This window comes from Kitasatospora sp. NPDC056138 (genome assembly GCF_042264695.1).
Classification (GTDB): Bacteria; Actinomycetota; Actinomycetes; order Streptomycetales; family Streptomycetaceae; genus Kitasatospora.
In genome coordinates, this window is the sequence record NZ_JBHJVK010000014.1 from 1 (window position 1) to 26,538 (window position 26,538).

The following is a 26,538-nucleotide window of genomic DNA, read 5'->3' on the forward strand; positions in this document are numbered from 1 at the left end:
CCGAGCCGGGACAGGCCGACGGCGGTGTTGGCGGGGCCGCCGCCGGCGTGCACCTGCAGGGTCAGCTCACCGGGGGCGGCCGACCGGGCGGCGCCGCCCGGTCCGGTGCCGGCTCCGGTGCCGGGCTCGGCACCGGATCTGGTGGGGCGGCCGGTGTCGGGAGACTGGACGAAGGCATCGGCAACGCACTCGCCGAGGACGGTGATCGGCTGGACGGGCATGCTGGCGATCTCCCTTGCTGCTGCTTCGCGGTGTGCTGCTGCTTCGCGGTGCACTCGGTAGGCCATGCTCCCCCACCTTCCGGCCGGGAGGTGCGCCCCGCCGGGGCACCTGGCGCGGGGCACCCGGCCCGCGGCGCGGGGCGTCCGGTACAGGGTGTTCGGCGCAGGGCTCGGTGCACCGTTCACGCGGGCCCCGGCGTGGGCCGTGCCGGTCAGTGGGCCTGGGCGGCTTCGACGTTGTCGTGCAGGTCGGCGGCGGCTTCGAGGGAGGCCGAGGCGGTGAGGGCCAGGCAGGCGGCGAGGGCGAGGGCGGCGGCGGTGCGGCCCGCGGTGCGGTGCAGTGGGCGGGGCGGGGTGAGCAGGGCGGCGACCCGGCGGGGGACCGGGCCCGAGTGGGCGGCGGGGGCGAGCCGGGGCCGGTCGGGCCGGGGTGCCCCGGCGGCGGCGAGGGCGGCGCGCCCGACCGCGCGTGCGGTGAGCGTGCGGTCGCCGGTGACCCGGGCGGCGACCTCGTCGGCCCACCGTTCGAGCTGGAAGCCGAGCGGGGCGCGGAGCGGCCGCAGGGCGGGGTGCAGCACGGTGGCGTACTCGGTGGCGGCGAGGAAGAGGTGGTGCCGGGCCCCGAGATGGGCCTGTTCGTGGGCCAGCAGCACGGCGCGTTCGGGGCCGGTGAGGGCGCGGAGCATCCCGGTGGTGACCACGATGCGGCCGGGGTCGGCGGGACGGGCGAGCGGTCCGGGCAGGGCGAAGGCGTCGGCCCGGTCGTCGTCCAGCACGGTGAGCGCCCCGGCGTGGGTGGTCTCGGCGGTGGCGTGCTCCGCCCGGTCCGAGAGATCTGCGAGACCTGAGAGATCCGCGGGGCTGGTGCGGCCGGTGGCGGCGAGGCGGCCGGTGGCGCTGCGGGTGTGCCCGGCGTCCGCGGCGCTGCGCGCGCGGCGCAGGTCCGTGAGCTGGTGGTGGCCGGTGCGCAGCAGCAGGGCGGAGGCGGCCACCAGCAGCAGGGCGGCCGCGACCGCCGGGTAGGCGGAGGCGTCGGCCAGCCGGTGCGGCGCGAGGTGGCCGAGGGCGGCGACGGCCGGCAGGCGCAGCAGCCCGGTGAAGGCGAGCAGGCCGAGCGAGACGGCGGTGGCCCCGGCGGTGGTGACGGCGGTGCCGGCCAGGACCCAGGCGGCCGGACGCGGGCTGAGCGCCTCGGCGACCCGGCGGGCGAGCGGGACGGCGAGGAAGGGCAGCAGCAGGGGCGCCCACACGGCGACGATCACGAGGTCTCCCCGAGGAGCTCGCGGAGCAGGCGCTCGTCCTCGGCGGAGAGGTCGGAGACGAACCGGGCGAGCACGGTGGTGCGGTCGCCGCGGTCGAGCTCGCTGCGCATCCGGCGGGCGGCCAGCCCGGCCTGGTCCGCGACGGTGGGGGTGTAGGCGAAGGCCCGTCCGGCCTTGGTGCGGTCGACGGTGCCCTTGTCGTGGAGCCTGCCGAGGATGGTGGCGATGGTGGTTCTGGCCAGCCCGTCGCCGAGGGCGGTCTGGACGTCCTGCGGGGTCAGCGGCCGCCCGGCGGACCAGAGCGCGGCGAGCACCTGGGCTTCCAGTTCTCCGGCGCTGCGACGCGACTGCGTTCCGTCCGTCATGTCGCACACCCTCCGAGTTATCGTCTACAGTCCTGTCGACCGTCTACGTCATTGTAGACAGTCGAACGCCCCGCGCGGGGCCGCATCCCAACGTACGGGAGGTCCGCCAGCCTTGGTCCAGTTGTCCGCCCATCTCGCGGTGAATGTGCTCGACGCCTCGTCGCTCCTCTCCGCCTTCGGCGCCCTGGGCATCGCCGTCATCCTGTTCGCCGAGACCGGTCTGCTGGTCGGCTTCTTCCTGCCCGGCGACTCGCTGCTCTTCACGGCCGGGCTGCTGTGCGTGCCCGGTGCCACCTCGGGGCCGCAGCTGCACCTCGTCCAGGTGATCCCCGCCGCGCTCGCCGGAGCGCTGGTCGGCGCCCAGGCGGGCTACGTCATCGGCCGCCGGGGCGGGCGGGCCCTGCTCGCCCGCAGCAACCGCAGGAGCCTGCGGCAGGGCGCCGAGCGGGCCGAGGAACTGCTCGCCAAGTACGGCCACGGCAAGGCGATCGTGCTGGCCCGCTTCATCCCCGTGGTCCGCACGGTGCTCAACCCGCTCTGCGGGGTGCTCGACGTGCCCGCCGGGGTCTTCGTCCGCTGGCAGGTGCTCGGCGGCGCCCTCTGGGCGGTCGGCGTGGTGCTGGCCGGGTACGGGCTCGGCTCCTCCGTGAGCGGTATCGACCGTTATCTGCTGCCGATCATCGGTCTGGTAGTAGTTGTCTCCGTGATCCCAGTTGTTCTTGAAATCCTGCGTGCTCGACGAACCGGTGGTGCTGCACAGTGAGTCCGTCCTTCTTTCTGGCCTACGACGGCAGCGGCATCGACGGCGGCCTGTACACCGACGTGATCGGGTGGGCGCACTCGTCGCCCAGCTGGTTCGACCAGCTGGTCAAGGTCTGGTCGGCGGTCGGGCTCGGCCTGTTCGCGGTCTTCATGGCCTACGGCTGGTGGAAGGCGCGCTCCGACGGCTCCGTGGTGATGGCCAGGGTGCTGGCCTCGCCGCTGATCGTGATCGCGGCCTACGTGGTGAACTCCGGGCTGAAGAGCCTGGTCCAGGAGAACCGCCCCTGTCAGCAGATGCCCACCAGCGTCACGCTGGAGACCTGCCCGGTCGCCGGTGACTGGTCCTTCCCGAGCAACCACTCGGTGATCGCCTTCGCCGCCGCCACCGCGCTCGTCTTCGCCTACCGCCGGCTCGGCTGGGTCGCCATGGTCTTCGCCGCCCTGATGGCCGCCTCGCGGGTCTGGGTCGGCGTGCACTACCCGCACGACGTCGCGGTGGGCGCGCTGGTCGGCGTCGTGGTCGGCATTCCGCTCGCGCTGCTGGCGGGCCGGCTGGCGCCGCTGGTGGACCGGCTGCGCAGCGGCCCGCTGGCCCCCGTCCTGGGTGCCGGACGGGCGGTTGCGGCAGTGGACTGGCAGCACCGCTACTGACCGGGCGGCCGGCCCTCGACGGCCGGCCGGTCACCGAGGGGCGCGGGGAACCGCGCGACCGGCCGTGCGCGCGGGCGCGGGCTGCTCGCGCGGTGTCCCGCGCCCCTGCCGTTGCCCGGCCGGCCGGGCGCCCGCGTACCGCCGGGAGCGGGGCCGCCCGGGTGGGTCCGGCACCGCTCGGTCGGGCTCCGCAGGACCCTTGTGCCGGGTGTCGCGCAGGGACAGCATGGTGAGCCGGGCAGGGGAGAACCCCTGCCCGGCTCAGTCGTTCCCGCCCCCTCGGTGGTGGGTGGCGAGCGGCCCGGCGGAGGGGGACGTCCGATGGCATACCGACTCGAGATCACCCAGGGCGACTGGCCCGCCGAGGAGTTCGCCAAGGGGGTCGAGGGGCTCCTGGCCGAGAGCATGGTCCTCACCCTCGCCACCGCGGCCCCGGAGTCCGGCCCGCACGCCAACCTCGCGTTCTTCGCCCACGACGAGGACCTGGTGCTGTACTTCGTCAGCGAGCGCTCCACCCGGCACAGCCGGTACCTGGCGGCGGAGGCGCGCGCCGCGGCCACCGTGTTCCTGCCCCCGCCGGTCTTCGGCGAGCAGCTGCGCGGCGTCCAGCTGACCGGCAGTGCGGGCGAGGCGCGGGGGCGGCGGGCCGCAGCGGCCCTGGCGGCGTACCGGCGGCGGTACCCGGCGTTCGCCCAGGACCCGGAGGTGCGGCACCAGTTCCTCACCGGCGCCGGGGTGGCGGCGCTGTACCGGTTCCAGGTGGAGGAGCTGACGGCCGTGGACGAACCGCACTTCGGCCGGCGCAACTACCTGCGGGCGGCGGTGCTGCGCGGCTGAGGTCCGGCCGGCCCGCGGTTGACGTCCCGCCGGCTGCGGTGGAGGTTTCTCCAGCGGCCTCTGGCGAAAAGCTGGCTGTACAACTTAGGCTTCGTTGTATGTACAACTCTTGCGATCGGTTCATCTCTCCGCAGTCGGGGGAACACCTCGCCGACACTTCGGCGCCCCAGCCTGTCCGCATGAGAATCGTCGTCGTAGGAGCAGGCGTGCTCGGCACCATGCACGCCTGGCAGGCCGTGGAGCGCGGCCACGAGGTCGTCCACCTGGAGCGCGAGAGCGAGGCGCGCGGCGCCTCGGTGCGCAACTTCGGCCTGGTCTGGGTCAGCGGCCGGGCCGCCGGCGAGGAGCTGGCGGTCGCCCAGCGCGCCCGCGACCTGTGGGCCGGGATCGGGGAGCGGGTGCCCGGCCTGCACTTCCGCCCCAACGGCTCGCTCACCGTGGTCCGCACCGAGGCCGAACTGGCCGTCGCGGAGCAGGCATCGGCGCTGCCGGACGCCGAGGAGCGCGGCTACCGCCTGCTCGACGCGGCCGAGGCCCGGGCGGTGAACCCCGCGCTGCGCGGCAAGTACCTCGGCGCCCTGTGGTGTCCCAGGGACGCCGCCGTCGAACCCCGCCTGGCCCAGCCCGCGCTGCGCGCGGCGCTGGAGTCGACCGGCCGCTACACCTTCCTGCCCGGACGCGAGGTCCGCGAGGTGATCGGTGAGAACGCGGTGCGCGACGACCACGGCCAGGTGCACCGGGGCGACCTGGTCATCCTCTGCACCGGCGCCTGGCTCGGCGGCCTGGTGCGGGAGCTGGCGCCCGAACTGCCCGTCCGCCGGGTGCGACTGCAGATGATGCAGACCGACCCGCTGGACGAACCGCTCACCACCTCCGTGGCCGACGGTGACAGCTTCCGCTACTACCCGGCCTTCGCGGGCAGCGCCCTCGACCGGCTCAGGGCCGTCCAGCCGCAGCCGCCGGTCGCCGCCGAGCACCGGATGCAGCTGCTGATGGTCCAGCGCGAGGACGGCGGCCTGACCATCGGCGACACCCACGAGTACGACCAGCCGTTCGGCTTCGACGTGGTCGAGGACCCGTACGAGCACCTGTCCGCCGTGGCCGAGGAGTTGCTCGGCCGGCCGCTGCCGCGCATCCGCCGCCGCTGGGCCGGGGTGTACGCGCAGACCGTCGACACCACCAGGGTCGTCCACCGCGAGCAGGTCAGGGACGGCGTCTGGCTGGTCACCGGACCGGGTGGCCGCGGCATGACCTGTTCCCCGGCGATCGCCGAGACCACCGCCCAACTCTGCAACCTGTGAAGGCACGTGAGATGACCACTACTGACATTCGGCTCGTCGTCCTGGACATGGCCGGCACCACCGTCGCCGACGACGGCCTGGTCGAGCAGGCGTTCCTGGACGCCGCCGACGAGCTCGGCGTCGAGGCCGGCAGCGAGCGCCACCGGCAGATGCTCGACTACGTCCGGGCCACCATGGGCGAGTCCAAGATCTCGGTGTTCCGCCACCTGTTCGAGGACGAGGAGCGCGCACAGCGGGCCAACGTCGCCTTCGAGGCCGCCTACCACGACCTGATCGACGCCGGGCACTGCGCCGCGCTCCCCGGTGCCGCCGAGGCGATCGGACAACTCCGTTCCGGCGGGCGCTCGGTCGTGCTCACCACCGGCTTCTCCCGGGCCACCCAGGACCGCATCCTCAGCGCCCTCGGCTGGCAGGACATCGCCGACCTGACCCTCTGCCCCGCCGAGGCCGGACGCGGACGCCCGTACCCCGACCTGGCGCTCACCGCGCTGCTGCGCACCCGGACCGACTCCGTCCGGCAGCTCGCGGTGGTCGGCGACACCGGGTACGACATGCTGACCGGTGTGCGGGCGGGCGCGAGCGTGGTGGCCGGTGTGCTGACCGGAGCCCACCGCGAGGACCGCCTGCGCGCCGACGGTGCCACCCATGTGCTCGGCTCGATCGCGGAGCTGCCCGCACTGCTGGCGGACTGAGGACGGCGGCCTTCCCGGGCGCCCGCAGCCCCCGGAGCCGTTCGAACCGTCCGGCCCGCCGCGCCCGCGCACGGCGGGCCGGACGGTTCCCGCCGACTGTCCCATCGACCGCTCCGCCGCCGGCCGCTCCGGGGGGCGGGAGTTCCGGGGTCGGCCGTTCCGGTCGGGCGGAGCGGTCAGCCGTTCTGCGGCCAGTCCCGCCAGACCCTGCCGTTCATCGGCAGCCAGCCGCGCCCGATGCACCACTGGCAGGTCTCCGGCACCGTCCCGCTCCCGGTGGTGGTGCCGCGCACGCCGACGCGTACCCGGTACCGCACCCCGTCGGCGCAGTACGGGCACGGCATCTTGAATGCCACCGACCTGGTTCGCTGCTGGCCTTCGCTCATACGCCCAGTATTCCTTCGGACCGGCCCCGGCACACGGAGCCGTCACCGACAAGGTGTCTGACACGTCCGGTCACGGGGGCGCACCGGGGCCCTCCCGCCCATCGGCGCGGCAGGACCGGCGGATCGGCAGCCCGGAACCCGGGCGGTGGCCGGGCGCGCGGCCCGCTCGCCGCTCCCGAGGCGGCGGGCCGTTACGCCGGGACCGCGCGGATGAGGACGAGCGAACCGTCGAGGTGGGGCTGCCGGCGCAGGTGGCCGTGCCGTTCGTCCCAGGCGCCGCTGAGCAGGTCGCGGCGGAGCAGGTCGGTGTACTGCTCGCCCAGCACCGGGTCGACGAAGCTCCACGCCGAGCACGCCTGGCGGGCGCCCGGGTCGAGCAGGCGCTCGGGGCGGGCGTAGTACGCCTCGTTGAAGCCGTCGGTGCAGTCGGCCGGGATCGGGACGGGCCGGACCGTGACGTGGCCCCCGAGGGCCTCGGTGATGTCCTGGACCGCCGGATAGCGCCGCGCCTCGGTGTCGAGGACGAGCGGGGCGTACTCGTGGAGCCAGAAGTCGCGTACGAGCGCCGGGTCGCAGGTGAGGACGACGACGGGACCGCGGGCCACCCGCCGCATCTCCCGCAGGCCGGCCCGGACGTCGCTCCACTGGTGCACGCTGAAGGTGGTCATCGCGGCATCGAACTCGTCGTCGGCGAACGGCAGGTGCTCGGCCACGGCGTCCACGGCGGGCGGCAGGTGGGCCGGCCGCTGGTCGCGCATGGACGCCGACGGCTCCACGGCTGTCACCCGCAGCGTGGTGGACTCGTACGACCCGGCGCCGGCGCCGACGTTGACCACCGTCCGGGCGTCGCCCAGGGCCTCGGCGATGATCGCCGCGATGCGCCGGTCCGGTTGCCGGTAGTCGGCGTAGCCGGTGCCGATCGTGCCGTAGTCCGCGTCGCCCGCGCTGCCGTCCGCTCTCCGTCCACCCATGATCCGAACCTATCGAGTCCGTCAAGGACGGCGCCGGTCGACGGGGCCGAACCGGTGAGCGGACGGCTCACCGTCCGCGGGGGCCGGTCCCGCCTCCGGCTCCTCCGGGGGGCGGAGGCGGGCCCGCCCCGCCGGAGGCACGCGGTCAGTGCAGGGTGCCGGCGTAGCGGCGGGTGAAGCGGGTGCCGGTGGCGGCGGTCACCGTGACGTCGTAACGTCCGCCGTCCAGTGGCCAGTTGACGGTGGTGCTGGACTTGGCGGCGACCCAGACGGTCCGGGCGGTGCCCGCGAAGTCGTTCGGGGCGGCGGTGAAGGAGACCTCCGTGCAGCCGTCGTTGACGAGCTGGAGCGCGAGGCCCGAGCCGCGCAGGGTGGCCTTGACCGAGGGGACGGCCGTGTCGTCCTGGTCCGCCCGGACGACGCTGCCCGCGAAGCGGCGGACGAAGCCGTCCGGGCCGTGCACGGTGAAGTCGTAGCGGCCGTCGGTGGCCGTCGCGTCCCAGGTGTAACTGCCGGTCGCGCCGGGGGCGACCGTGTACGGCGTACCCGCGAAGGCGTACACGATGTTGGGGTAGACGGTGTAGGGGAACGCCACCGTGCCGGAGTTGGCGAAGGTGCAGGTGACGGTCCCGGCCGAGCGGTCGACCACCACGTCGGCGGACGGCCGGTACGGCAGCCTGCGGTGCGGACGGCTGCCCGGCTCCTGGGCGGGCAGCGCCTGGGTGCCGGTCGCGGGCAGCGCGACCGCCGGGAGCGAGGCCCCCGCGTCCGCCTTGGCCATCAGCGCGACGGTGTCCGGCAGCACCGGGATCGAGTAGTCGGGCTTGCCGAAGTCGAAGCAGCTGGTCAGGTCGCCGCAGACGGCCCGGCGCCAGGCGGAGATGTTGGGCTCCTGGACGCCGGTCACCACCTCCAGGAAGCGCAGCACCGAGGTGTGGTCGAACACCTGCGAGTTGACCCACCCGCCGCGCGACCACGGCGACACCACCCACAGCGGCACCCGGTTGCCGAGCCCGATCGCCCGCCCCTGGGTGTACTCCTCCGGGGTGCCCGGCTCGGGGGTCGGCGGCACGACGTGGTCGAAGTAGCCGTCGTTCTCGTCGTACATCACCAGGAACACCGTGTGCTGCCACACGTCCGGGTTGGACATCAGCGACCGGAGCGCGGTGTCGACCCAGTGCGCGCCGTAGTCCGGGCTGGCGTTGGGGTGTTCGCAGAACAGGTACGGCGCCACCAGCCAGGAGACGGTCGGCAGCGAGCCGTCCTTGCAGTGCTGGTCGAAGGCGGTGAGGTCCCACTTGGTCATCGCGTTGACGTAACGCGGGTCGGTGGCGGGGAAGTCGTGGAACTGCTTGAAGTACGACAGCGCGTTGTCGTCGTAGTCGCCGGTCCGCTCGTCCTCGCTCGGGTTGTGGTAGACCCGCCAGCTCACGCCGGCGGACTGGAGCCGCTCGGCGTACGTGGTCCAGTCCGCCACCGGGTTGTTGGTGACCGGGGTGTTGTCGATCCACGGGCCGGTCGTGCCGTCGCGGCCGGGGCCCGCGGTGCCGGTCCAGAGGTAGAGCCGGTTGGGGTCGGTCGGCCCGGCGAGCGAGCAGAAGTACCCGTCGCAGAGCGTGAAGGCGTCGGCCAGGGCGTACTGGTAGGGGATGTCGGCGCGGGTGAAGTACCCCATGGTGCGCTCGCCCTTGGCGGCGACCCACTTGTTCATCGCGCCGTTGTTGATCGCCTGGTGGCCGGTCGCCCAGTCGTGGGCCAGCCCGGCGGCGTTCTGCGCGTTGTACTTGGTGGTGTCCATCCGGTACGGCAGCATCACCCCGCCGTCGCTGCGCCCCGCGTCGGGCTGGCGGAACACGTTGCCGCCGTCCGGGAACTGCAGCGCCTGCCGGTCGCCGAAGCCCCGGACACCGTTCAGCGTGCCGAAGTAGTGGTCGAAGCTGCGGTTCTCCTGCATCAGGATCACCACGTGCTTCACGTCCTCGACGCTGCCCGAGGTGGCCGTGGCGGCCGAGGTGCCCGCGGCGGTGGCGGCGGAGGCTGCCGACGGAAGGCCGGCCAGGGCGGCTGCGCCCGCGGCCGCGGTGGCGCCGACGAAGGTGCGGCGGCTGAGCTGGGTCATGGCTGGCCTCTCAGAGGGTGAAGGTGGCGACGGCGGCGGCGGTGTCGGACGGCCACTCGTTGGCGGCGGTGACCGGGTCGGCCTGCGGCCAGCCGACGGCCAGGGCGTGCGCCTCGACCAGGGTGAGCCGGCCCGCGTACTGGATCTGGTCGATCCGGTCCTGCGGTTCCGGCTTGCTGCCGCGCACCTTGCGGGTCGGCGACCAGGTGGTGCCGGGCGAGGCCGCCGGGTCGGGGTGGGCGGCGCGGTGGGCGTCGGTCAGCCCGGCGGCCTGGAGTGCCACCGTGACCGGCCAGTTGAGCGGGCCGACCCCGCCGTGCGAGGCGGCGGTCGCCGCCGTCCAGTCCAGGTGCGAGGGGGAGGAGAGCCCGGCGGCCAGGATCACCGGGACGCCGCCCGCGACGTCCGCCTTGACCGCCGCGGCCAGTGCCTTCGCCTGCCGCCCCCGGGTGGAGGCCGCCTCCGCCGTCTCGACCTGGGCGGCGCTCGTGCCGTCCTGCAGCGCGTACGGGCCGTAGTCCGCCTCGTCCAGGTGTGCGGCCCACAGCCGTACGGTGCGCGCCCCCGGGAGCTGGACGGTGACGGCGGCGGCGGGCAGCGTGGCGGTGGTGCCGGTGACGGCGGTCAGCGGGTAGCGGCTGAGGACGCCGAGGCTGCCCGCGCTCTGGTAGGCGTACCAGCCGAGCGCGGTGGCCAGCGCCTGCGCCGCCGTGCCCGCGGTCTCCTGGAGCGCCAGCACGTCCAGGCCCTGGGTGAGGACCGTGCGCAGCTGCTTCTCCACGCCGTCGGTGACGTGCGTGCCCGCGTCCCACAGGTTCCAGCTGGCCACCTTGAGCCGCAGCGGGTCGGCGGCGGCCCGGACCGGCACCTGCACGGTGATGGTGTCCACCGCGCCGGAGGCGTCCTTCACCTCGACCGTGACGATGCCGGGGTGGGCGGGGGCGGTGCTCGGCGCGGTGCCGGTGACGGTCCCGTCCGCGCCGACGGTCAGCCAGGAGTCCCCGCCGGTGCGGCGGTAGCCGACCGCACCCGTGCCGTGCATCCACAGGCCGCTCAGCTTCACGTCGACCGCCGCGCCCGGTGCCACCCGGCCGGCCGTCAGGGCGTCCACCGCCAGGTGCGCGCGGATCGGCGCCGGCTTCGGCCGGAAGCTGAACGGAGCGGTCTGCGCCAGGACTTGGTACCCGTCCTTGGCCAGCAGGTACGCGGTGTAGGGGCCGCCGGTCAGCGCCGAGGTGTCCAGCTGGACGTCACCGGATCCCCCGGCCGTGTACTTCCACAGCAGCGAGGAGCCGGTGCCGGGCTGCCGGGTGCCGTCGTAGATCCCGACCCAGTTCTTGGGGTCGGGAGCGCCGGTGGTCCAGTGGAAGGTGAGCTTGTCGCCTTCGGTCGGGCTTGCCGGCGTGCTGAGGACGAGGGTGGATCCAGTCGCCACGGAGATCCTGTCCGCCGCGCCAACACCGGCGCAGCTGGGTCGAGTTGGCTGTACAACTGACCCCATTCACTCTAGGTGCGGCGGACTTCACGTGAACAGGGCATGACGGCCGGTCGGGAGAATGCGGAACTCGGCCGCCGGTGGTGCGCTCCCCGGCGCGAGGGGGGTCTCCCCAGGTGGTTTTCGGTCCGCTAGCCTCTTGACGCGGTATCAGCGAACAAAGTATGGGGGAGTTGGGATGAGTTTCCTCGGAGACGCCTGGAACGACGCCAAGGGCCTGGCCGGTGACGTCGTCAAGGTCGGTGAGGACATCGTCATGGCGCCGGCGGAGATCGCGCACTGGGCGCTGACCCAGATGTTCGGCGGCGGCGAGGCGGACCTGCACAAGATAGCCGACGAACTGTCCGCGCTGAGCAAGCAGATGGACGGACTGTCCAAGGAGATCAGCGGGGCACTGGGCCAGCTCACCTGGCACGGTCCGGCGTCCGACGCCTTCGCCGGCTACGCGCGGGCACGGGTGGGCGAGATGAACACGGTCGCCGACGACCTGGCCTCGTTGGGCACGTCGGTCGACCGCCTGGCGAACGCCTACTGAGTCCGCGGACTCTCTCCAGCACCGCACAGAAGAATCTACGGGGGTATCGGCCCGACATGGCAAATGACCAGTTCGGCTATCAGATGCAGGAACTCGCCAAGATCGAGCAGGACTGGCGCTCGGTCAGCGAGCGGATGGAGCAGCTGAACCAGCAGCTCGGCCAGATCACGCAGACGCTGGCCAGAGCGACGGCGGTCGACCTCGCGTCGAGCGCCTTCGCCGGAATCCCGGGCTTCGGGATCGCCTTCCAGGTGCTCGACGACGTGAAGCAGATCGAGACCGCGACCAAGCGGCTGCAGGCCGACAAGGAGCAGCTGACCAAGCAGATCGCCGACGGCGCGGAGCGGATGAAGGCGGTCAAGGCCGAGTACGAGGCGGCCGAGAAGAAGATCGAGGAGGACCTCAAGCGGCAGCAGCCCCCGACTCCGCCGCCCGCGAGCCCGAAGCCGCAGCCGCAGCCGTCTCCCGGGGGCACCGGTGGCCACGGTGGCGGCTCGGGCGGTCACGACGGCGGCCACGGTGGCGGCTCCGGCGGTCACGACGGCGGCCCGGGCGGCGGTGACGGCGGTGGCGGTGGCGGCCACGGAACCGCGGACGGCCACGTGAGCACCGCGAGCAAGATCCCGGTCTCGGACGTGACCTACGGCGGCGCCGGAACGTTCAAGAGCGGCAAGGAAGCCACCGAGGACTACATCAACCAGGCGCTGGACAAGATGGGCATCACCGATCCGCAGGCGCGGGCCAACTGGATGCGCGGCATGCTCACCATCGCCTCGCGCGAGTCCACCTACAACGCGCCGCACTCGCAGGTCAATACCTGGGACACCAACGCCCACGGAGCGAGGATGGCGGACGGTGCGCCAGCCGAGTGCTCCCGCGGTGCCTGGCAGTGCATACCGAGCACCTTCGCCGCGTACCACCAGCCCGGGACGTCGACCGACATCTACGACCCGGTCGCCAACTGCGCCGCGTCCATGAACTACATCATGGGCAGGTACCACGTGTCGCCCGACGGCTCGAACCTCGCCGCCAAGGTCCAGCAGGCCGACCCCAACCGGCCGTCGGCGGGCTACTGACGGTCCCGCGCGGCAGCGCCGCCGCCCGGCACCGGGGCCGGCGCTGCCGCACCCTCCCGAGTTCTCCGACACACACCTGAGGAAGAGTCATCCCCGTGTCCCGCTCCACCACCCTCACCACGGCCGCCCTGCTGCTCGCCGCCCTCGGTTCGCTGACCGCCTGCGGGCCGACCGACGACCCGACCCCGGCGTCCGGTTCGACCGGTTCGGCCGCCGCGGCACCGGCACCGGCCAAGAGCGCGGCCGACTCCCCGGCGGCGGCGCCGTCCGGGGCCGCCAAGCCCGCAGCGTCCGTGCCCGCGAACGCCGGTGCCAACCCGGCCGGCGGCGTGCCGGCTTCGGCGTGGACGGCCTCGAACGGCATCCCGATGGCCGCCCAGTACCACTGGGGCGCCCTGGCCGGGGCGGCGCAGGCCGTGAACAACCCGAAGTTCGAGTTCGAGCAGCTCTGCATGTCGACCCGAGACCCCTCGAACGACCTCGCCGACTGGAAGGGACCCGCGGCGCAGTCGCACCTCGCCGCCCCCGGCCAGGACTACGCGGACTGGCAGGTCCAGCAGACGGTCGTGCACTTCCCCGGGACCAGCAGCGGCGGAGCGCAGATGGCGAACGCGCTCTTCCAGGGGCTGGCGGACGAGCTGAACGCCTGCGGCCGGAGCACGAAGGGCGCGAAGGTGAAGGTGACCAGCACCGGCGGCGACAACGGGAACAGCAACCTCGCCGCGACCGTCACCGTCCCGGAGACCAGCGGCGGTACCTACACCCTGCACCAGTACCTGTCCCTGACCGGCCGTACGGTGACCGAGCTGGCCCTCTGGTCGGACCACCCGGCGCACCCGTGGTCGGCGCCCGCGGACGCCGTGGTCCTCAAGGCGCTGGAGTCCCCGCTCTGCTCGTCGTTCAAGGACTGCTGACACCGGCTCACGGCCGCCGGGCGGGCGGGACGCTCTTTCGCCCGCCCGGCGGCCGGTCCGCAGCCGGGGGTCAGCCGCAGTCGGAGGTGAGCGAACCCACGCGGCGGCCGTCCAGCTCGTGGTCGCCGAAGCCGGCGACCTCCTGCTCGTCGCCCCCGAAGTCCGGCCGGTCGTTGAGGCGGACGATGCAGCCGAAGTCGTCGGGGAGCGGGTTGCGGGCCGACCGCGGGTGGACGGACGGCTCGATGTCGTCCTGTTCGGCGAGCCGGAAGCCCTCCTTCGTCACGTGCGCGTCCTCGGCGAAGAGCAGCCGGCCGGTCTGGTGCGGCCCCTCCCACAGGCAGAAGTAGCCCTTCCTGCACTGCTCCGGCGCCCGGCCGGTGTCGGCATGGGTGGCGGGTGCGGTGGTCGCCGCAAGCCCTGAGGCGGTGGCGGCCACGACGGCGAGGCGGATGGCGCGATGACGCATGGGGACTCCGTTCATCAAGGGGACGCCAGGAGAAGTCCGGTCGGCTACCAGACGTTATCGCGCGACTACTCCTTATGCGGAGCGATTCCGGGAGAAGCCGGAAAGGGGCGCGGGGAACCGGGCGTCGGGTCCGCCGTCGAGCCGCGGATCCGGCGCGCGGATCCCCGCGCCCCTCGGGTGGTGGCCGACGCTCCGCCGGCCGGCGGGCCCGCTCAGTGGCTCCCGCGCAGGTTGAGCACCACGACACCGACGATGATCAGGGCGATGCCCAACCACTGGGCGCGGCCCAGCTGTTCGCCGAAGGCGACGATGCCGATCGCCGCCACCGCGGCGGTGCCCGCACCGGACCAGACCGCGTATGCGATGGAGACCGGGATGTGCTTCAGGGCCCGGCCCAGCAGCAGGAAGGACAGCGCGTAGCCGATGCCGACGGCGATGCTGGGCCAGAGCCTGGTGAAGCCCTCGGTGAGTTTGAGGCAGCTGGTGGCGCAGACCTCACTGGTGATGGCGAGGGCGAGCAGCAGGTACGGCATCAGGCCGGGTGCCGCTCGGCGGGCGCGGCGGCCGGCCCGGCGGCGAGTCGGCCGAGCAGGGCGAGGTCGGCCTGCTCCAGGCTCTCCAGCAGGGTGATCCGCTCGGCGGCCGCGATCGGCACGGCGGACGGTACCGCCAGGACGTTGCAGCCCGCCGCGTGCGCGGAGGCGACGCCGGTCGGGGTGTCCTCGACCGCGACGCAGGCGGCCGGGTCGAGGCCGAGCCGGTCGGCGGCGGCGAGGTAGGGGGCCGGGTCGGGCTTGGTGCGCTCGGTGTCCTCGGCGGCCAGGGTGATGGTGAACCACTGGCTGCCGAGCGAGGAGAGCACCAGGTCGACCACCCGGCGCGGCGAGGCGGAGACCAGAGCGGTGGGCACGGCCGCGTCCCGCAGCTCGGTCAACAGGGCCAGTGCGCCCGGCCGCGGGACGACCTCGGCGGCGACCTTGCTGCTGAAGGACTCGTTGAGCCGGGCGGCGAGTTCGGCCTCGGCCCGGTCGGTGCCGCTGGTGCGGTGCAGGTGGGCGGCGGTGTGCTCGACCGGGCGGCCGAGCACCTCGGGCAGGTCGTCGTCGGTGAGCGTGACCTCCAGCTCGGCGGCGAGCTCGGCGGCGGCCTGCCACCAGAGGTGCTCGGTGTCGACCAGGGTGCCGTCCATGTCGAACAGGACGGCGGCGGGGCCGGGCGGGACGGGGGAGTCAGGCATGGCGGTACCTTCGGTGTTCATGGGACGTAACGGTTGACGAGATGTCAGGTGGTGGCAACCCGCCGGTCGACCAGGACCGGGCGCTCCGGCAGCGTGACCTCCGCGCTGCTGCCGACCGGCAGCGCGGCCGCCGCCTCGGTGGGCAGGTCGGACTTGATCTCGGTGCCGTCGGCGAGCCGTACGGTGAGCCGGGTGACACTGCCGAGGAAGGACGCGGACACCACCAGCGCCCGTCCGTTCGCGGTCGGGACCAGGCCGACGTTCTCCGGCCGGACCAGGACGTCCAGCGCGCCGTCGGCGGGGAGCACGCCGTCCACCGCGTGGCGGCGGCCGAGCACCTCGACGCCGTCTTCGGAGCGCTCGCACGGGATGCGGCTCATGGTGCCGACGAACTCGGCGACGAAGGCGGTGGCCGGACGGGCGTAGAGCTCGGAGGGAGTGCTGCACTGCTCCAGGCGGCCCCCGCGCAGGACGGCGACGCGGTCGGCCATCGACAGCGCCTCCTCCTGGTCGTGGGTGACGAACAGGGTGGTGATCCCGAGTTCCTGCTGCAGGCGGCGGATCTCCTCGCGCAGGCTGAGCCGGACCTTGGCGTCCAGCGCCGAGAGCGGCTCGTCCAGCAGCAGGACGCGCGGCTTCAGCGCCAGGGCGCGGGCGAGCGCGACCCGCTGCTGCTGGCCGCCGGACATCTGGTGCGGGTAGTGCCCGGCGCGCTGCGGCAGGCCGACCAGCTCCAGCAGTTCCTGGGCGCGGTTGCGGCGCTCGGTCTTGGAGGTGCCGCGCATCCGCATGCCGAAGGCGACGTTGTCGAGCGCGGTCAGGTGCGGGAAGAGGCTGTAGGACTGGAACACCATGCCCGCGTCGCGCTTGTGCGCGGGGATCCGGGTGATGTCCTCGCCGTCGACCAGCACCTCGCCCGAGTCGTGGGTCTCGAACCCGGCCAGGATCCGCAGCGCGGTGGTCTTGCCGCAGCCGGACGGTCCGAGCAGGGCGAGCAGTTCGCCGGGGCGGACGGTCAGGTCGAGGCCGTCCAGGGCGGTGGTGGCCCCGAACCGGCGGCGCAGCGAACGGAATTCGACGGTCGCGCCGCCGGTGGCGAGGGACGCACCGGGGGCGGGGGCGGTAACCGTGCTCATGGGGGGTGACTCCTGGAAGGACGTGGGGCGGGTCAGGAACGCGCGGACTTGCGGCCGCGGCCGACGGCGGACATCAGCAGCAGCACGACCCAGACGATCAGCAGGCTCAGGATCGAGACCGCGACCGACATCTGGCCGTCGCTCTTGCCGTTGGAGCTGATCCACACCGAGAAGGGGGCGAAGCCGAGGATCGAGGCGGTGGTGAACTCGCCGAGCACCAGGGCGACGGTGAGCACGGCGGCGTTCAGCAGCGCGCTGCGCAGGTTGGGCAGCACCACGGTGAACACCGCGCGCGCCCAGCCGGCGCCGCAGTTGCGGGCGGCCTCGACCAGGGTGACGACGTCCACGCCGCGCAGTCCGGCATCCAGTGCCCGGTAGGCGAAGGGCAGCGCCATCAGCACGTAGGCGATCACCAGGACGATCGGGAAGCCCGGGTCCTGGATGGCCACGATGGTCTGGAACAGCGGGGTGTCGGACAGGTGGTCAGGGCCCCAGCGCAGGACGCCGACGATGCCGGTGGTGAGCGCGACCACCGGGACGACCAGCGGCAGCGAGCAGACCACCTCGATCACCGGGCGCAGCTTCGGCGCGCCGAGCCGGGCGGCGAGCAGCGCGGGCACCAGCAGGAGCAGCAGGATCGCCACGGTGACCCCGGCGAGTTCCAGGCTCAGGGTGAGGCTGTCCGTGAAGCCGGGGGCGTTCAGCAGGTCGGTGTACGCCCGGAAGGTGGTGCCGCCCTTGGAGTCGTCGATGCTGAAGATCACCGAGGCGGCCATCGGCACCGCGAAGTAGACCCCGCAGACGAGCAGGACCAGGCCGCGTCCGAAGCGGATTTTCGAGATCAGGCTAGCCACTTGGCACTCCGGCGCTGAAGGGGCAGGTAGATCGCCATCACCAGGCAGGCGACCACGATCATGTCGAGGCCGAGCGCGAGCGCCAGATTGCCCTGGCCGACCAGCACGTTGCCGGAGAGCGCGTCGCCGATCTGCATCGAGATCAGCGGTACCGAACTGCCCACCATGGCCTCGGCGGTGGCGTAGGCGGCGAAGGAGGCGCCGAAGAGCAGCACGAACCCGCCGAGCAGCGAGGGCAGCAGGACCGGCAGTGCGACGTGCCGCCAGTACTGCAGCACGGTCGCGCCGTTGTTGGCGGCGGCCTCGCGCCACTGCACCCGCAGGCCCTCCAGGGCCGGGGTGATGGTGAGGATCATCAGCGGCACCAGGAAGTACAGGTAGACCACCGAGAGGCCGGAGAAGGTGTAGAGGTTCCAGCCGTGCTTGGTGAGGCCGAGCTTCTGGGTCACCTCACCGGAGTTGCCGAGCGTGGCGACGAACATGAAGGCCAGCGGCACACCGCCGAAGTTGGCCAGCACGCCGGAGCCGGAGAGCACCGCCTCGCGGAACATCCGGAACCGGGAGGTGAGCACCGCCTGTGCCAGTGGCAGACCGACCACGGTGCCGATCAGCGCGGTCAGCAGCGAGAGCTTGATGCTGCCGAACAGCGCCGTCCAGTACGCGCCCTGGAGCGAGTCGGTCAGGTTGGCGGTGGTGAACGTGCCGCCGCCGTCGGGCGAGTCGGTCGAGGTGGTGAACGCGCCGATGGCGATCGCGACCGTCGGCAGACCGAAGCCGACCACGAAGAACAGCAGCAGCGGGAGGGCGGCCAGCCAGGCACGGCTGCCGCCGCGCCTGCGGCGGGCCGGGCGGGGGGCCGGGCGGGCGGCCCGGGATTCGGGGGTAGCGGTGCCGGGGGCCCCCGCGCCGCCGCCGAGATCGGCGGCGGCGGGGGTCGGCACCGGGGTGGGAGCCGTAGTCATCGTCAGGTCAGCCCGCGATCGCCTTGGACCAGTTCTCGGTCACGGTCTTCTTGGCCGCGTCGGTCTGCGCCTGGGTCGGGAAGGTGGTGAACGGCTTGGTGACCGGCGGCAGCTTGGCGGCGGCCGCGGCGTCCAGGGTGCCGGCGGTCTTCATGGCGTCGAACAGGACCGGGCTGGCGTAGCCGCCCAGGAAGCCGTTCTGGCCCTCGGCGCTGTAGAGGTACTCCTCCCACAGCCGGGCGGCGGCCGGGTGCGGCGCCCACTTGTTGATCGCCTGGTTGTAGTACTGGGCGTAGGAGCCGTCCGCGGGGACGACGACCTTCCAGTCGATGCCCTTGTCCTTGAACTTGTCGGTGTAACCGGCGTTCAGGTAGGACCAGTCGACGGTGATCGGGGTCTCGCCCTTCTCGATCGTCGCCGGGGTCACCTCGACCGGGTTGAAGTTGCCGGTCTGCTTCAGCTTGCCGAAGAAGTCGATGCCCGGCTGGATGTCGTCCAGCGAGCCGCCGTTGGCGAGCGAGGCGGCCCAGACGCCGCTGAGCGCGGCGGCGGCCTTGGTCGGGTTGCCGTTCAGCGCGACCATGCCCTTGTAGTCGGGCTTCAGCAGGTCGGCGAAGGTCTGCGGGCAGGCCGAGACCTTCTTGGCGTCGCAGCCGATCGAGACGTAGCCGCCGTAGTCGTTGTAGGACAGGCCGTTGGCGTCCTTCATGGAGGCCGGGATCTTGTCGAAGTCGGCGACCTTGTACGGGGCGAGCAGGCCCTGGCTGCCGGCGCTCAGGGCGAAGGCGGTACCGAGGTCCACCACGTCGGGGGCGCGGTCCTGGCCCTTGCGGGAGGTGATCGCGTTGATCTCGTCCTGGCTGGAGCCGTCCGGGTTCTCGTCCTCGATGTCGATCCCGTACTTGGCCTTGAAGCCGTCCATCAGCTTGCCGTAGTTCGCCCAGTCCTTGGGCAGCGTGATGACGTGCAGCTTGCCCTCCTTCTTGGCGGCGGCGACCAGGGCGTCCATCCCGCCGAAGTCGGCGGCGGAGGTGGCCTCCTTGGCGGCCTTGCCACCCGGCTGCGCGGCCTCGCCGGACTTCGCGGCGGTCGAACCGGCCGACCCACAGGCGGTGAGGGAGAGCGCGGCGGCGGTCAGCACAGCCGCGAAGGCGGCGGCACGGGCACGGTGCAACGTCACGGAAAGTTCTCCTGACAGGGAGGGGAGAGGCAAGCTGGGGGGGACGAGCGTTGGGGAGGTGTCGGAGGACTCAAGGCCAAGTTGGCTAGGCAACTCTTCGCCGACGTCGGTAAGTACGCCGGAGTCCGGTGACGGGAAGGTGAACGGACGGCCCAGCTCAGGGGGCGGCTACAGGAACGGTGGAATCCGGACGGCCGCGAAGTGATCAGCAGCGGCTACAGTCGGTGGCGTCCGCGCGGTACCCGTGCGCTGGACGCTGCCCCAGGAGGGACATTGACACACGTGGCACAGGACGACGTGGCCCAGGACGACGCGGCACACGACGAGGTGGCACCGGGCGGCCTGGCTCAGGACCCCGTGCACGCCGTGGCCGCCGACCGGGCCGCCGGAGCGCTCTACCGCCAGGTGGCCTCCGACCTGCGCGAGGCGATCACCTCGGGCTCGTACGGCCAGTCCGGGCGCCTGCCCGCCGAGGGCGCGCTCGCCGAGCAGTACGGCGTCTCCCGGGGCACCGTCCGGCAGGCGCTCGCCCTGCTGCGCGCGGACGGACTGGTCACCTCGCGGCGCGGCACCCGCCGGGTGGTGCTCGGAGGAGCCCGTGTGCAGAGCTTCTCCGAACTGCTCAGCTTCACCCACTGGGCCCGTTCGATGGGTGAGGAGCCCGGCGGCCGGCTGGAGTCGCTGACCCGCCGCCCGGCCGACGCCGCCGAACGCGAGCAGCTGCGCCTCGCACCCGGCACCGAGGTGTACGTCACGCTCCGGGTGCGCACCCTGTCCGGCACCCCCGTGATGGTGGAGCGCACCGTCTACCCGCCGCTGGTCGGCGAGCTGGTGGCCCAACTGCCGGCCGACGTGGTCTCGCACACCGAACCGCTGCGCGAGCACGGCATCCTGTTCAGCGACGCGGACCACACCATCGACGTGGTGGCCGCCAACGCGGACGACGCCCGCCTGCTCGGCTGCCGCCGGGGCAGCCCGCTGCTGCGCGAACGCCGCCGCACCACCGACCCCACCGGCACCCCCGTCGAGTGGTCCCAGGACCGCTACCTCCCCGGCACGGTCGCCTTCAGCGTCCACAACTCCCTTGCCGCCTCGGCGCTCTCCCGGCACGCCCGCGACAACGACTGAACCCGGGACAGGGGTGAGCCCCGGGGGCGCGGGGAACTGCGCGCCGCGGAAGGTGACCGCCTCCAGCCGGGCCCGCCGGGCCGGTCGCCGCCGGTTGCCCGTGGGCGGGGCTGTGTGCCCTGCTCTCCGCAGGAGTGGTGCGGCGCCGTGCCCTCCGTTTCGCAGTTCCCCGCGCCCCTGCGGGTGGACCCGATCGCCCCTTCACGCGGGCCCGCAGGGTGGGCGCCCGCGCCTTCGGCGGTCTACCCGGCCATGAGGAGTTCGAGCAGCGGGCGGAAGTGGGCGAAGGACGGGGTCCGGGCGTCCGCGACCTTGGCCCGGTCGTCCCAGCGGCGGACGGCCACCGCGTCCGCGGCACCCGCAAGAGCGGCGAAGGCGGCGGCCTCCTCGGCGTCCATCGGGCCGCCCTGCACCCGGAGGGTGTACTCGGAGGCCTCCGACAGCCCCGCCCGGTAGTCGGGCTCCACCGCGCACAGGTAGCGCTTCGCCGCCACGTGCAGCCGGATCGGCTCGGTCACCTCGGGCCCGAACCACTGCGCCAGCCAGTCGGCACCGGTGTGGCTGTGCCGGTTGTCCTGCCCCTGCATCAACTCCAGCCCGGAGCCACCGAAGTGGCCCACGTCGTGCAGCAGTGCCGCCGCCACCAGGTGCGCGGGCGCCCCCGCCGCCTCGGCCAGCGCGCCTGCCTGCAGCATGTGTTCGGCCATCGTCACGTCCTCGCCCAGGTAGTCGCCCAGCCCCTCGCCCGCGAACAGCTGCTCCAGCGTCTCCAGCCCGGCCGCCCGCCGGTCGAGCACGGCGAGCGTGGAGGTGAGCGAGTCCAGGTCGGCGTAGCAGCCCTGCAGGTGGCGGTGGCCGTCCTGCTCGAAGGCCGTACGGGCGTGCAGCAGCCGCACGTTGTCGAAGACCAGGCAGTCGCCGGGCTCCAGCCGGAAGGTCAGCTGCAGCTCCGGCCGCAGCGTGATCTCCGCGAAGCGCCGGTACGCGGCGTAGAAGGCGTCCAGCTGCTCGGTGGGAAGCCGCAGCGTCCCGATCGACCGGTTGTTGAACCGCACCTCGCGGACCCGTCCCAGCCCGTCCACCTCGATCAGCGGCCGCTCGGCCCGCAGTTCGGCGGCGCGGTCGCGGAAGACGAAGGGCACCGGCGTGCGGGTCAGCACGGCGAAGTCCTCGGGGGCCTCCGCACGCAGGACGGCCGCCGCCCTGAAGCCGTCCACCAGGCCGGAGTCGCCGCCGGCGGAGTCGTTGCGCAGGCAGTGCAGCAGCTGGAGGGTGGGCACCGGGTCGCGGTACGGGTTGTCGGTGTGCGGCGCGATGGCCGCGCTGGTGAACGCCAGGTTGTTCGGGTCGGGCTCGACCCGGACGTCGAACAGCTCGCCGTAGTTGGTCTCCCGCACGTACCCGAAGCTGCGTGCCACCGCCAGCACCTGCCGATCCGCCACCGGCACCCCGCGCAGCACCGCGAACCCGGACCGCCGCACCGCCGCCAGCACGGCCGCCCGCTCCGCCGGGTCGGCCAGGTAGCTGCCCCAGTCGGCTTCGGGCGGCCCGGCGGCGAAGTCCTCGGCGCTCCAGAGGCGCTTGTCCTGCTCGGTCCGGCCGTCCCCCGCACCGGCCTGCGTCAGCCACTCCACCGGGTAGGCCGACCGGTGCCCGTCCGACCAGCGCACCGCCAGCACGCCGGCCTCCGTCACCTGCTCGGCGATGGCCAGGTCCGCAGGCAGGTCGGTGATCTGGAACAGCTTCTGCCCGTTGCGCGGATCGCGGCACTCGGTGCAGGGGCAGTTGTCGCGCAGCCAGTACGCGGAAAGCGGCATCGGGACCTCCTCCTCGGGGCGCGTCAAGTTGTATAGCCAACTTGGCGTCGCGCACGACCCTGTCGAGCCGGGGTGAGGACCGGGCGACGGCCGGATGGCCGCCACGCGAACAGCAGCGGACCCGTGGGCGCCGCAGCCGGCGCCGACCCGCCGTCACCCCACGGTCAGCACCGCCTTGCCCCGCACCCGGCGGCCGCGCAGATCGGCGATGACGTCGGCGGTCCTGGACCAGTCGCGGACCGAGCCGATCTCCGGGTGCAGCCGACCTGCGGCCACCAGCCGGACCAGGGCGGCGAGATCGTCGCCGTAGTCCGCACCGGACGCCGTGTAGTCGAAGTGCGCGATCCTGGCCTGGGCCGGGCCCTTGAAGAAGTCGAAGAAGTCGAGGGTCACGGGCGCGCCGCCGGCCTGGCCGAACCAGACCAGCAGTCCGCCGGGCGCGGTCCGGGCGAGAGCGGCCGCCAGCGACGGGCCGCCGACCGACTCCAGCACGATCTCGAACGGCCCACGGGCCCGCTCCGCCGAGGTCACCACCTCGACCGCGCCCAGTTCCAGCAGCCGGGCGCCGCGTCCGGGGTTCGCGCTGACCGCCGTGACCGCAGCCCCCGAGGCGGCCGCCAGCTCGGTCAGGTAGTGGCCGACACCGCCGCTCGCCCCCGTGAGCAGCACCCGCCGCGCGGCGACCGGGCCGGCCGCGCGGAGCAGCCGCAGTGCGGTGATCCCGGCGAGCGGGAGCGCGGCGGCGGTCACCGAGTCGATGCTGTCCGGCAGTTCGGCGACGCTCCGGGTGGGGACGGCGACCCGTTCGGCCCACCCGTACGCGGGCGGGTGGGCCACCACACGGGTGCCGACGGCGGGCCCGCCGCCGTCGGCGGCGGCCCGGACGACCCGGCCGGCCACGTCCTTCCCGGGCCGCCAGTCGGGCCGGGGCCGGCCCAGCAGCCCGTCGAGCTGGAGCGTCTCGCCCCGGTTGACGGAGTACGCCTCCACGGCGACCACCAACTCGTCCTCGGCGGGTACGGGTTCGGCGGCCTCACCGAACAGCACCGGCTCGCCGTCGGGCCCGGACCCGGGCAGTACGGCCTTCATCGCCCTCCTCCTCTCCCCTGTCGGGACGCCGGCTCAGACGAAGACGACGTTCTTGGCGTGCAGGGTGTCGAAGTACTCGCGGACGGCGGTGATCCGCCCGTCGCGAACGGTGAAGACGGCCATGCAGTGCTGGTCGTACCGGGCGCCGGACTTTGCCAGGCCCCGGGTGTTCCACTCCGCCAGCACCTGGTCGCCGTCGCCGATCAGGCCCTCGAACTCGAACTCCATCGACTCCGGCACCAGCCGGGAGAGCATCGAGGGGATGAACTCGTCGAGGATCTCGTCGGGCCCGGTCCAGGTCCGCGACAGCGGCAGGTCGCCCGCGAGCCGCCAGGTCACGTCCGGTGCGAAGAAGCCGCGCAGTGCGGTGAGGTCGCCCGCGGTCAGGGTGTTCATGTACGCCAGGACAACGGCCTTGCTGGCTGCGGTGAGGTCTTCGGTGGTCATGTCTTCGGCCCTTCTCGTGGTCTGCTGTTCCGGTACTGGAAGCCTAGGAAGAGCAGTCCGCCGGAGGGAAAGACCCGTTCCGGACCGGATCAGAACGAAACGGCATCACGGCAGCTCAGGCCGGGTCGTAGACTGCTGGGCATGTCTGAACTGCGCCGCCTGCGGTACTTCCTGGCCGTCGCCGGGGAGCGGAACTTCACCAGGGCGGCCGAGCGGCTGCACGTCGCCCAGCCCGCGCTGAGCCGTCAGATCCGGCAACTGGAGGCGGAGTTGGGCGTCCGCCTGCTGGAGCGCAGCACCCACGCGGTCGAACCGACCGAGGTGGGACGGATGCTGATGGAGCGTGGGGCCGCCCTGTGCGACGAGGCGGACCGGCTCTGGCGCGACGTCCGGGGCTTCGCCGGGGGCGAGCAGGGCGCGCTGTCCGTCGGCTACAGCACCAGTACCGGGTACGAGACCGCCCCCGCCCTGCTGGCGGCGCTGGCCGAGCGGTACCCCGGCATCGCCGTGACCACCCGTCTGCTGCCGACGGCCGAGATCGTGGCGGGTGTCGCCGACGGCACCCTCGACGCGGGGCTGGTGCGCTGTCCGCCGCCCGCGCCCGAACTGGTGCGAACGCTGCTCCGGCTGGAGCCGCAGGGCGTCGTGATGCGCGAGGGCCACCCGCTCGCGGACGGTCGTGTCGTCGACGTCGCCGCGCTGGCCGGTGAGACCCTGCTCGTCCACCGCCGGGAGGCCAACCCCGGTCACTACGACGCGGTCATGGGCCTCTTCGCCCGGCTGGAGCGGACCCCGGGACTGCTGCTGCGGCAGCTCTCGTTCGACGCCGCGCACACCCCGGTGGCGCGCGGCGAGGCGGTCTCGGTCGTCGGGCAGTCCGCCGTGCACGGCCTGCCGGCCGGGCTGGTGTGGCGGCCGCTGGCACCCGTCGCCACCATCGAGATCCACCTGCTCACCCGGGGCCGGCCCGGCCGGCCCGCCCTCGCACGGCTGCTCCGGGTCGCCTCCGACACGGCCCGCGCGGGCGGCTGGCTCCGCTCGCCGGACACGGCCTGACCCCGGTCCCGTCCGGAGCTTCGGGGCCGCCCGATCGGCCGCCCCCCGGGTGGCCGTACCGGCGCACCCGCGCCGTGATGACGGGCCCCGGGTTTCGCGAGGTGCTCACGCGGTGCGGCGGCGGGGCAGCAGCAGGGCGGGCAGCAGGGCGAGCGCCATCAGCCCGACCGCCCAGCCGTAGGTGTGGCGGAACGCGTCGGCCGGGTGCGGCGCGGTCCTCAGCGCATCGGTCAGCAGGACGGACATCAGTGCGGTGCCGGTGGAGGCGGCGACCTGCTGCAGGATGGTGACCGCCGTGGTGGCCAGCGGCACCTCCTCGGGGGCGACGCTCCGGGTGGCGGCGGCGATGGTGGGCATCATGGTCAGCCCGACGCCGACGCCCATCACCGTCAGGGCGGCCTGCAGGTGCCAGAAGGGCACGTCCCCGGTGACCTGGACGCTGAAGCAGAGGAAACCGGTGGTGGCGACGGTCACGCCGGTCAGCACGATGCGGCCCGGCGGGTGGCGGTCGATCAGCCGTCCGGCGAACTGCATGGTCACCCCGGTGGCCACCGCCTGCGGGATGCCCAGCAGGCCGGAGTGGGCGGCGTTCTGGCCGCGCAGTCCCTGGTAGTACAGCGGCAGCAGGATCAGCGAGCCGAAGTAGGCGCAGACGAAGAGCAGCTGGGCCCCGGCCGCGGCGGCGAACGGGCGCCGGGCGAGCAGCCTGAGGTCGAGCAGCGGGTGGGTCGTGGTCAGTGCACGGGCGATGAAGCCCAGCACCATGGTGGCACCGATGAGCATCGGGAGGGCGGCCCCGCCGCTGGTGAGCCCGTAGATCAGCACGGCCAGCCCGGGGGAGAGCAGCAGCAGGCCCAGCAGGTCCAGGCGGCGGCCCGGCCGCGGGGTCTCCCGGGGCAGGATCCGGGCCGCGAGCAGGATGGCGACGGCCGCGACCGGCGGGTTGATGAAGAAGATCCAGCGCCAGGAGGCGGCGTCCAGCAGCGCCCCGCCCAGGATGGGTCCGGCCAGCGGGCCGATCAGCACGGGCAGACCGAGCACGCTCATGGCCCGGCCGGTCCGCTCGGGTCCGGCGGCCCTGAGCACCAGGGTCATCCCCACGGGTGTCAGCATTCCGCCGCCCAGCCCCTGGAGCACCCGGAAGACGATCAGGGTCTCGGTGTTCCAGGCCAGCCCGGCCAGGGCGGAACCGGCGCCGAAGAGGGTGAGGGCGGTCAGGTACAGCCGTTTGGCGCCGAGCCGGCCGACCGCCCAGGCGGTGATCGGGATGACGGTGGCCAGGGCCAGGGTGTAGCCGGTGGCGACCCACTGGATGGTGGTGAGCGGCGCGTCGAAGCTCCGTCCGAGGTCGTGCATCGCGGTGTTGACCGCGGTGGTGTCCAGCACGCTCATGAACGCGCCGAGGACGACGACCAGGGCGGTGGGCCGCAGGGCCGCACCGGCGGTCGGCGGCGGGTCGATCCGGGTACGCGGGGTGGCACTGGTGCTCATGGTGCTCACCCCGCTCGGAGTCGGTAGGGCCGGTCGGCGCGAGCCTGCCGCAACGCCCGTTCCCACCAGGTCAGTTGGTCCGGCA

Annotated in this window: 27 protein-coding genes and 1 pseudogene; 10 read left to right on the forward strand and 18 right to left on the reverse strand. The window is 73.4% G+C overall.

Annotation, left to right across the window (positions count from 1 at the left end; genetic code table 11):
- The 3 genes and pseudogenes from ACFC1R_RS12050 to ACFC1R_RS12060 all read right to left on the reverse strand — a co-directional run.
- A pseudogene (locus ACFC1R_RS12050) lies at window positions 1-287 on the reverse strand (hypothetical protein); the annotation flags it as partial.
- A 146-nt stretch (window positions 288-433) separates the two neighbouring features.
- On the reverse strand, window positions 434-1,483 hold the full coding sequence (locus ACFC1R_RS12055) for a M48 family metalloprotease (RefSeq protein ID WP_375936740.1): 1,050 nt from the start codon (window positions 1,481-1,483) through the stop codon (window positions 434-436).
- On the reverse strand, window positions 1,480-1,848 hold the full coding sequence (locus ACFC1R_RS12060; protein WP_375936743.1) for a BlaI/MecI/CopY family transcriptional regulator: 369 nt from the start codon (window positions 1,846-1,848) through the stop codon (window positions 1,480-1,482). Before ACFC1R_RS12060 ends, ACFC1R_RS12055 begins: the two co-directional genes overlap by 4 nt.
- Window positions 1,849-1,969: 121 nt before the next feature.
- Here ACFC1R_RS12060 and ACFC1R_RS12065 point away from each other — a divergent pair, with 121 nt between their 5' ends.
- The 5 genes from ACFC1R_RS12065 to ACFC1R_RS12085 all read left to right on the forward strand — a co-directional run bounded on the left by ACFC1R_RS12065 (window position 1,970) and on the right by ACFC1R_RS12085 (window position 6,091).
- Window positions 1,970-2,611 carry a DedA family protein gene (locus ACFC1R_RS12065; protein WP_375936746.1) on the forward strand — a complete coding sequence of 214 codons (642 nt, stop codon included), beginning with the start codon at window positions 1,970-1,972 and terminating at the stop codon, window positions 2,609-2,611.
- Window positions 2,608-3,261 carry a phosphatase PAP2 family protein gene (locus ACFC1R_RS12070; protein WP_375936749.1) on the forward strand — a complete coding sequence of 218 codons (654 nt, stop codon included), beginning with the start codon at window positions 2,608-2,610 and terminating at the stop codon, window positions 3,259-3,261. Before ACFC1R_RS12065 ends, ACFC1R_RS12070 begins: the two co-directional genes overlap by 4 nt.
- A 321-nt stretch (window positions 3,262-3,582) precedes the next feature.
- Window positions 3,583-4,098: a pyridoxamine 5'-phosphate oxidase family protein gene (locus ACFC1R_RS12075; protein WP_375936752.1), complete on the forward strand. Its 516-nt coding sequence runs from the start codon at window positions 3,583-3,585 to the stop codon at window positions 4,096-4,098.
- Window positions 4,099-4,277: 179 nt separating this feature from the next.
- Window positions 4,278-5,399, forward strand: coding sequence for a TIGR03364 family FAD-dependent oxidoreductase (locus ACFC1R_RS12080; RefSeq protein WP_375936755.1), 1,122 nt, complete (start codon window positions 4,278-4,280; stop codon window positions 5,397-5,399).
- Window positions 5,400-5,410: 11 nt separating this feature from the next.
- Window positions 5,411-6,091: a phosphonatase-like hydrolase gene (locus ACFC1R_RS12085; protein WP_375936758.1), complete on the forward strand. Its 681-nt coding sequence runs from the start codon at window positions 5,411-5,413 to the stop codon at window positions 6,089-6,091.
- 176 nt (window positions 6,092-6,267) lie between these two features.
- Here the strand turns inward: ACFC1R_RS12085 and ACFC1R_RS12090 are convergent, their stop codons facing one another.
- From ACFC1R_RS12090 to ACFC1R_RS12105, 4 genes are all read right to left on the reverse strand, one after another.
- On the reverse strand, window positions 6,268-6,477 hold the full coding sequence (locus tag ACFC1R_RS12090; protein ID WP_375936761.1) for a hypothetical protein: 210 nt from the start codon (window positions 6,475-6,477) through the stop codon (window positions 6,268-6,270).
- A 191-nt stretch (window positions 6,478-6,668) separates the two neighbouring features.
- Window positions 6,669-7,448 (reverse strand): class I SAM-dependent methyltransferase, encoded by a 780-nt coding sequence (locus tag ACFC1R_RS12095; RefSeq protein ID WP_375936764.1) that lies wholly within the window; start codon window positions 7,446-7,448, stop codon window positions 6,669-6,671.
- Window positions 7,449-7,593: 145 nt separating this feature from the next.
- A complete protein-coding gene (locus ACFC1R_RS12100; RefSeq protein ID WP_375936767.1) occupies window positions 7,594-9,567 on the reverse strand; it encodes a phosphocholine-specific phospholipase C in 1,974 nt (657 codons plus the stop codon).
- Window positions 9,568-9,577: 10 nt separating this feature from the next.
- Window positions 9,578-11,002, reverse strand: coding sequence for an endonuclease/exonuclease/phosphatase family protein (locus ACFC1R_RS12105; RefSeq protein WP_375936770.1), 1,425 nt, complete (start codon window positions 11,000-11,002; stop codon window positions 9,578-9,580).
- Window positions 11,003-11,240: 238 nt separating this feature from the next.
- Between ACFC1R_RS12105 and ACFC1R_RS12110 the strand changes: the two genes are divergently transcribed.
- The 3 genes from ACFC1R_RS12110 (at window position 11,241) to ACFC1R_RS12120 (ending at window position 13,587) form a co-directional block, all read left to right on the forward strand.
- Entirely contained in the window at window positions 11,241-11,597 is a 357-nt protein-coding gene (locus tag ACFC1R_RS12110) for a WXG100 family type VII secretion target (protein WP_375936776.1), read from the forward strand.
- A 56-nt stretch (window positions 11,598-11,653) separates the two neighbouring features.
- Window positions 11,654-12,673 (forward strand): hypothetical protein, encoded by a 1,020-nt coding sequence (locus ACFC1R_RS12115; protein WP_375936779.1) that lies wholly within the window; start codon window positions 11,654-11,656, stop codon window positions 12,671-12,673.
- A gap of 95 nt (window positions 12,674-12,768) precedes the next feature.
- The gene (locus ACFC1R_RS12120; RefSeq protein WP_375936782.1) at window positions 12,769-13,587 is read left to right on the forward strand and encodes a hypothetical protein; all 819 of its coding nucleotides are present in this window, start codon (window positions 12,769-12,771) and stop codon (window positions 13,585-13,587) included.
- Window positions 13,588-13,657: 70 nt separating this feature from the next.
- On the opposite strand, the gene ACFC1R_RS12125 is transcribed toward ACFC1R_RS12120, so the two are convergent.
- The 7 genes from ACFC1R_RS12125 to ACFC1R_RS12155 form a co-directional block, all read right to left on the reverse strand.
- A complete protein-coding gene (locus ACFC1R_RS12125) occupies window positions 13,658-14,056 on the reverse strand; it encodes a peptidase inhibitor family I36 protein (RefSeq protein ID WP_375936785.1) in 399 nt (132 codons plus the stop codon).
- A gap of 212 nt (window positions 14,057-14,268) precedes the next feature.
- Window positions 14,269-14,589 carry a DMT family transporter gene (locus ACFC1R_RS12130; protein WP_375936788.1) on the reverse strand — a complete coding sequence of 107 codons (321 nt, stop codon included), beginning with the start codon at window positions 14,587-14,589 and terminating at the stop codon, window positions 14,269-14,271.
- Window positions 14,589-15,293 (reverse strand): HAD family hydrolase, encoded by a 705-nt coding sequence (locus ACFC1R_RS12135; RefSeq protein WP_375936791.1) that lies wholly within the window; start codon window positions 15,291-15,293, stop codon window positions 14,589-14,591. Before ACFC1R_RS12135 ends, ACFC1R_RS12130 begins: the two co-directional genes overlap by 1 nt.
- A gap of 44 nt (window positions 15,294-15,337) precedes the next feature.
- Window positions 15,338-16,429 carry an ABC transporter ATP-binding protein gene (locus ACFC1R_RS12140; protein ID WP_375936794.1) on the reverse strand — a complete coding sequence of 364 codons (1,092 nt, stop codon included), beginning with the start codon at window positions 16,427-16,429 and terminating at the stop codon, window positions 15,338-15,340.
- 32 nt (window positions 16,430-16,461) lie between these two features.
- Entirely contained in the window at window positions 16,462-17,271 is an 810-nt protein-coding gene (locus ACFC1R_RS12145) for an ABC transporter permease (protein ID WP_375937061.1), read from the reverse strand.
- On the reverse strand, window positions 17,271-18,245 hold the full coding sequence (locus ACFC1R_RS12150) for an ABC transporter permease (RefSeq protein ID WP_375936796.1): 975 nt from the start codon (window positions 18,243-18,245) through the stop codon (window positions 17,271-17,273). The genes ACFC1R_RS12145 and ACFC1R_RS12150 overlap by 1 nt, the downstream gene beginning before the upstream one ends.
- Before the next feature lie 7 nt (window positions 18,246-18,252).
- Window positions 18,253-19,425 carry an ABC transporter substrate-binding protein gene (locus tag ACFC1R_RS12155; RefSeq protein WP_375936799.1) on the reverse strand — a complete coding sequence of 391 codons (1,173 nt, stop codon included), beginning with the start codon at window positions 19,423-19,425 and terminating at the stop codon, window positions 18,253-18,255.
- Window positions 19,426-19,782: 357 nt separating this feature from the next.
- On the opposite strand from ACFC1R_RS12155, the gene ACFC1R_RS12160 reads away from it, so the two are divergent.
- Window positions 19,783-20,553 carry a GntR family transcriptional regulator gene (locus ACFC1R_RS12160; RefSeq protein ID WP_375937064.1) on the forward strand — a complete coding sequence of 257 codons (771 nt, stop codon included), beginning with the start codon at window positions 19,783-19,785 and terminating at the stop codon, window positions 20,551-20,553.
- 242 nt (window positions 20,554-20,795) lie between these two features.
- On the opposite strand, the gene ACFC1R_RS12165 is transcribed toward ACFC1R_RS12160, so the two are convergent.
- The 3 genes from ACFC1R_RS12165 to ACFC1R_RS12175 all read right to left on the reverse strand — a co-directional run bounded on the left by ACFC1R_RS12165 (window position 20,796) and on the right by ACFC1R_RS12175 (window position 23,906).
- Window positions 20,796-22,370, reverse strand: coding sequence for a TauD/TfdA family dioxygenase (locus ACFC1R_RS12165; RefSeq protein ID WP_375936802.1), 1,575 nt, complete (start codon window positions 22,368-22,370; stop codon window positions 20,796-20,798).
- Between the two features lie 153 nt (window positions 22,371-22,523).
- Window positions 22,524-23,459, reverse strand: a complete 936-nt coding sequence (locus ACFC1R_RS12170; RefSeq protein WP_375936805.1) for a zinc-binding dehydrogenase — start codon at window positions 23,457-23,459, stop codon at window positions 22,524-22,526.
- A 33-nt stretch (window positions 23,460-23,492) separates the two neighbouring features.
- Window positions 23,493-23,906, reverse strand: a complete 414-nt coding sequence (locus ACFC1R_RS12175) for a nuclear transport factor 2 family protein (RefSeq protein ID WP_375936809.1) — start codon at window positions 23,904-23,906, stop codon at window positions 23,493-23,495.
- Window positions 23,907-24,047: 141 nt separating this feature from the next.
- On the opposite strand from ACFC1R_RS12175, the gene ACFC1R_RS12180 reads away from it, so the two are divergent.
- The gene (locus ACFC1R_RS12180) at window positions 24,048-24,962 is read left to right on the forward strand and encodes a LysR family transcriptional regulator (RefSeq protein ID WP_375936812.1); all 915 of its coding nucleotides are present in this window, start codon (window positions 24,048-24,050) and stop codon (window positions 24,960-24,962) included.
- A 105-nt stretch (window positions 24,963-25,067) separates the two neighbouring features.
- Here ACFC1R_RS12180 and ACFC1R_RS12185 read toward each other — a convergent pair whose 3' ends face one another.
- Window positions 25,068-26,453, reverse strand: a complete 1,386-nt coding sequence (locus ACFC1R_RS12185; RefSeq protein ID WP_375936815.1) for a DHA2 family efflux MFS transporter permease subunit — start codon at window positions 26,451-26,453, stop codon at window positions 25,068-25,070.
- Between the last annotated feature and the right edge of the window lie 85 nt (window positions 26,454-26,538).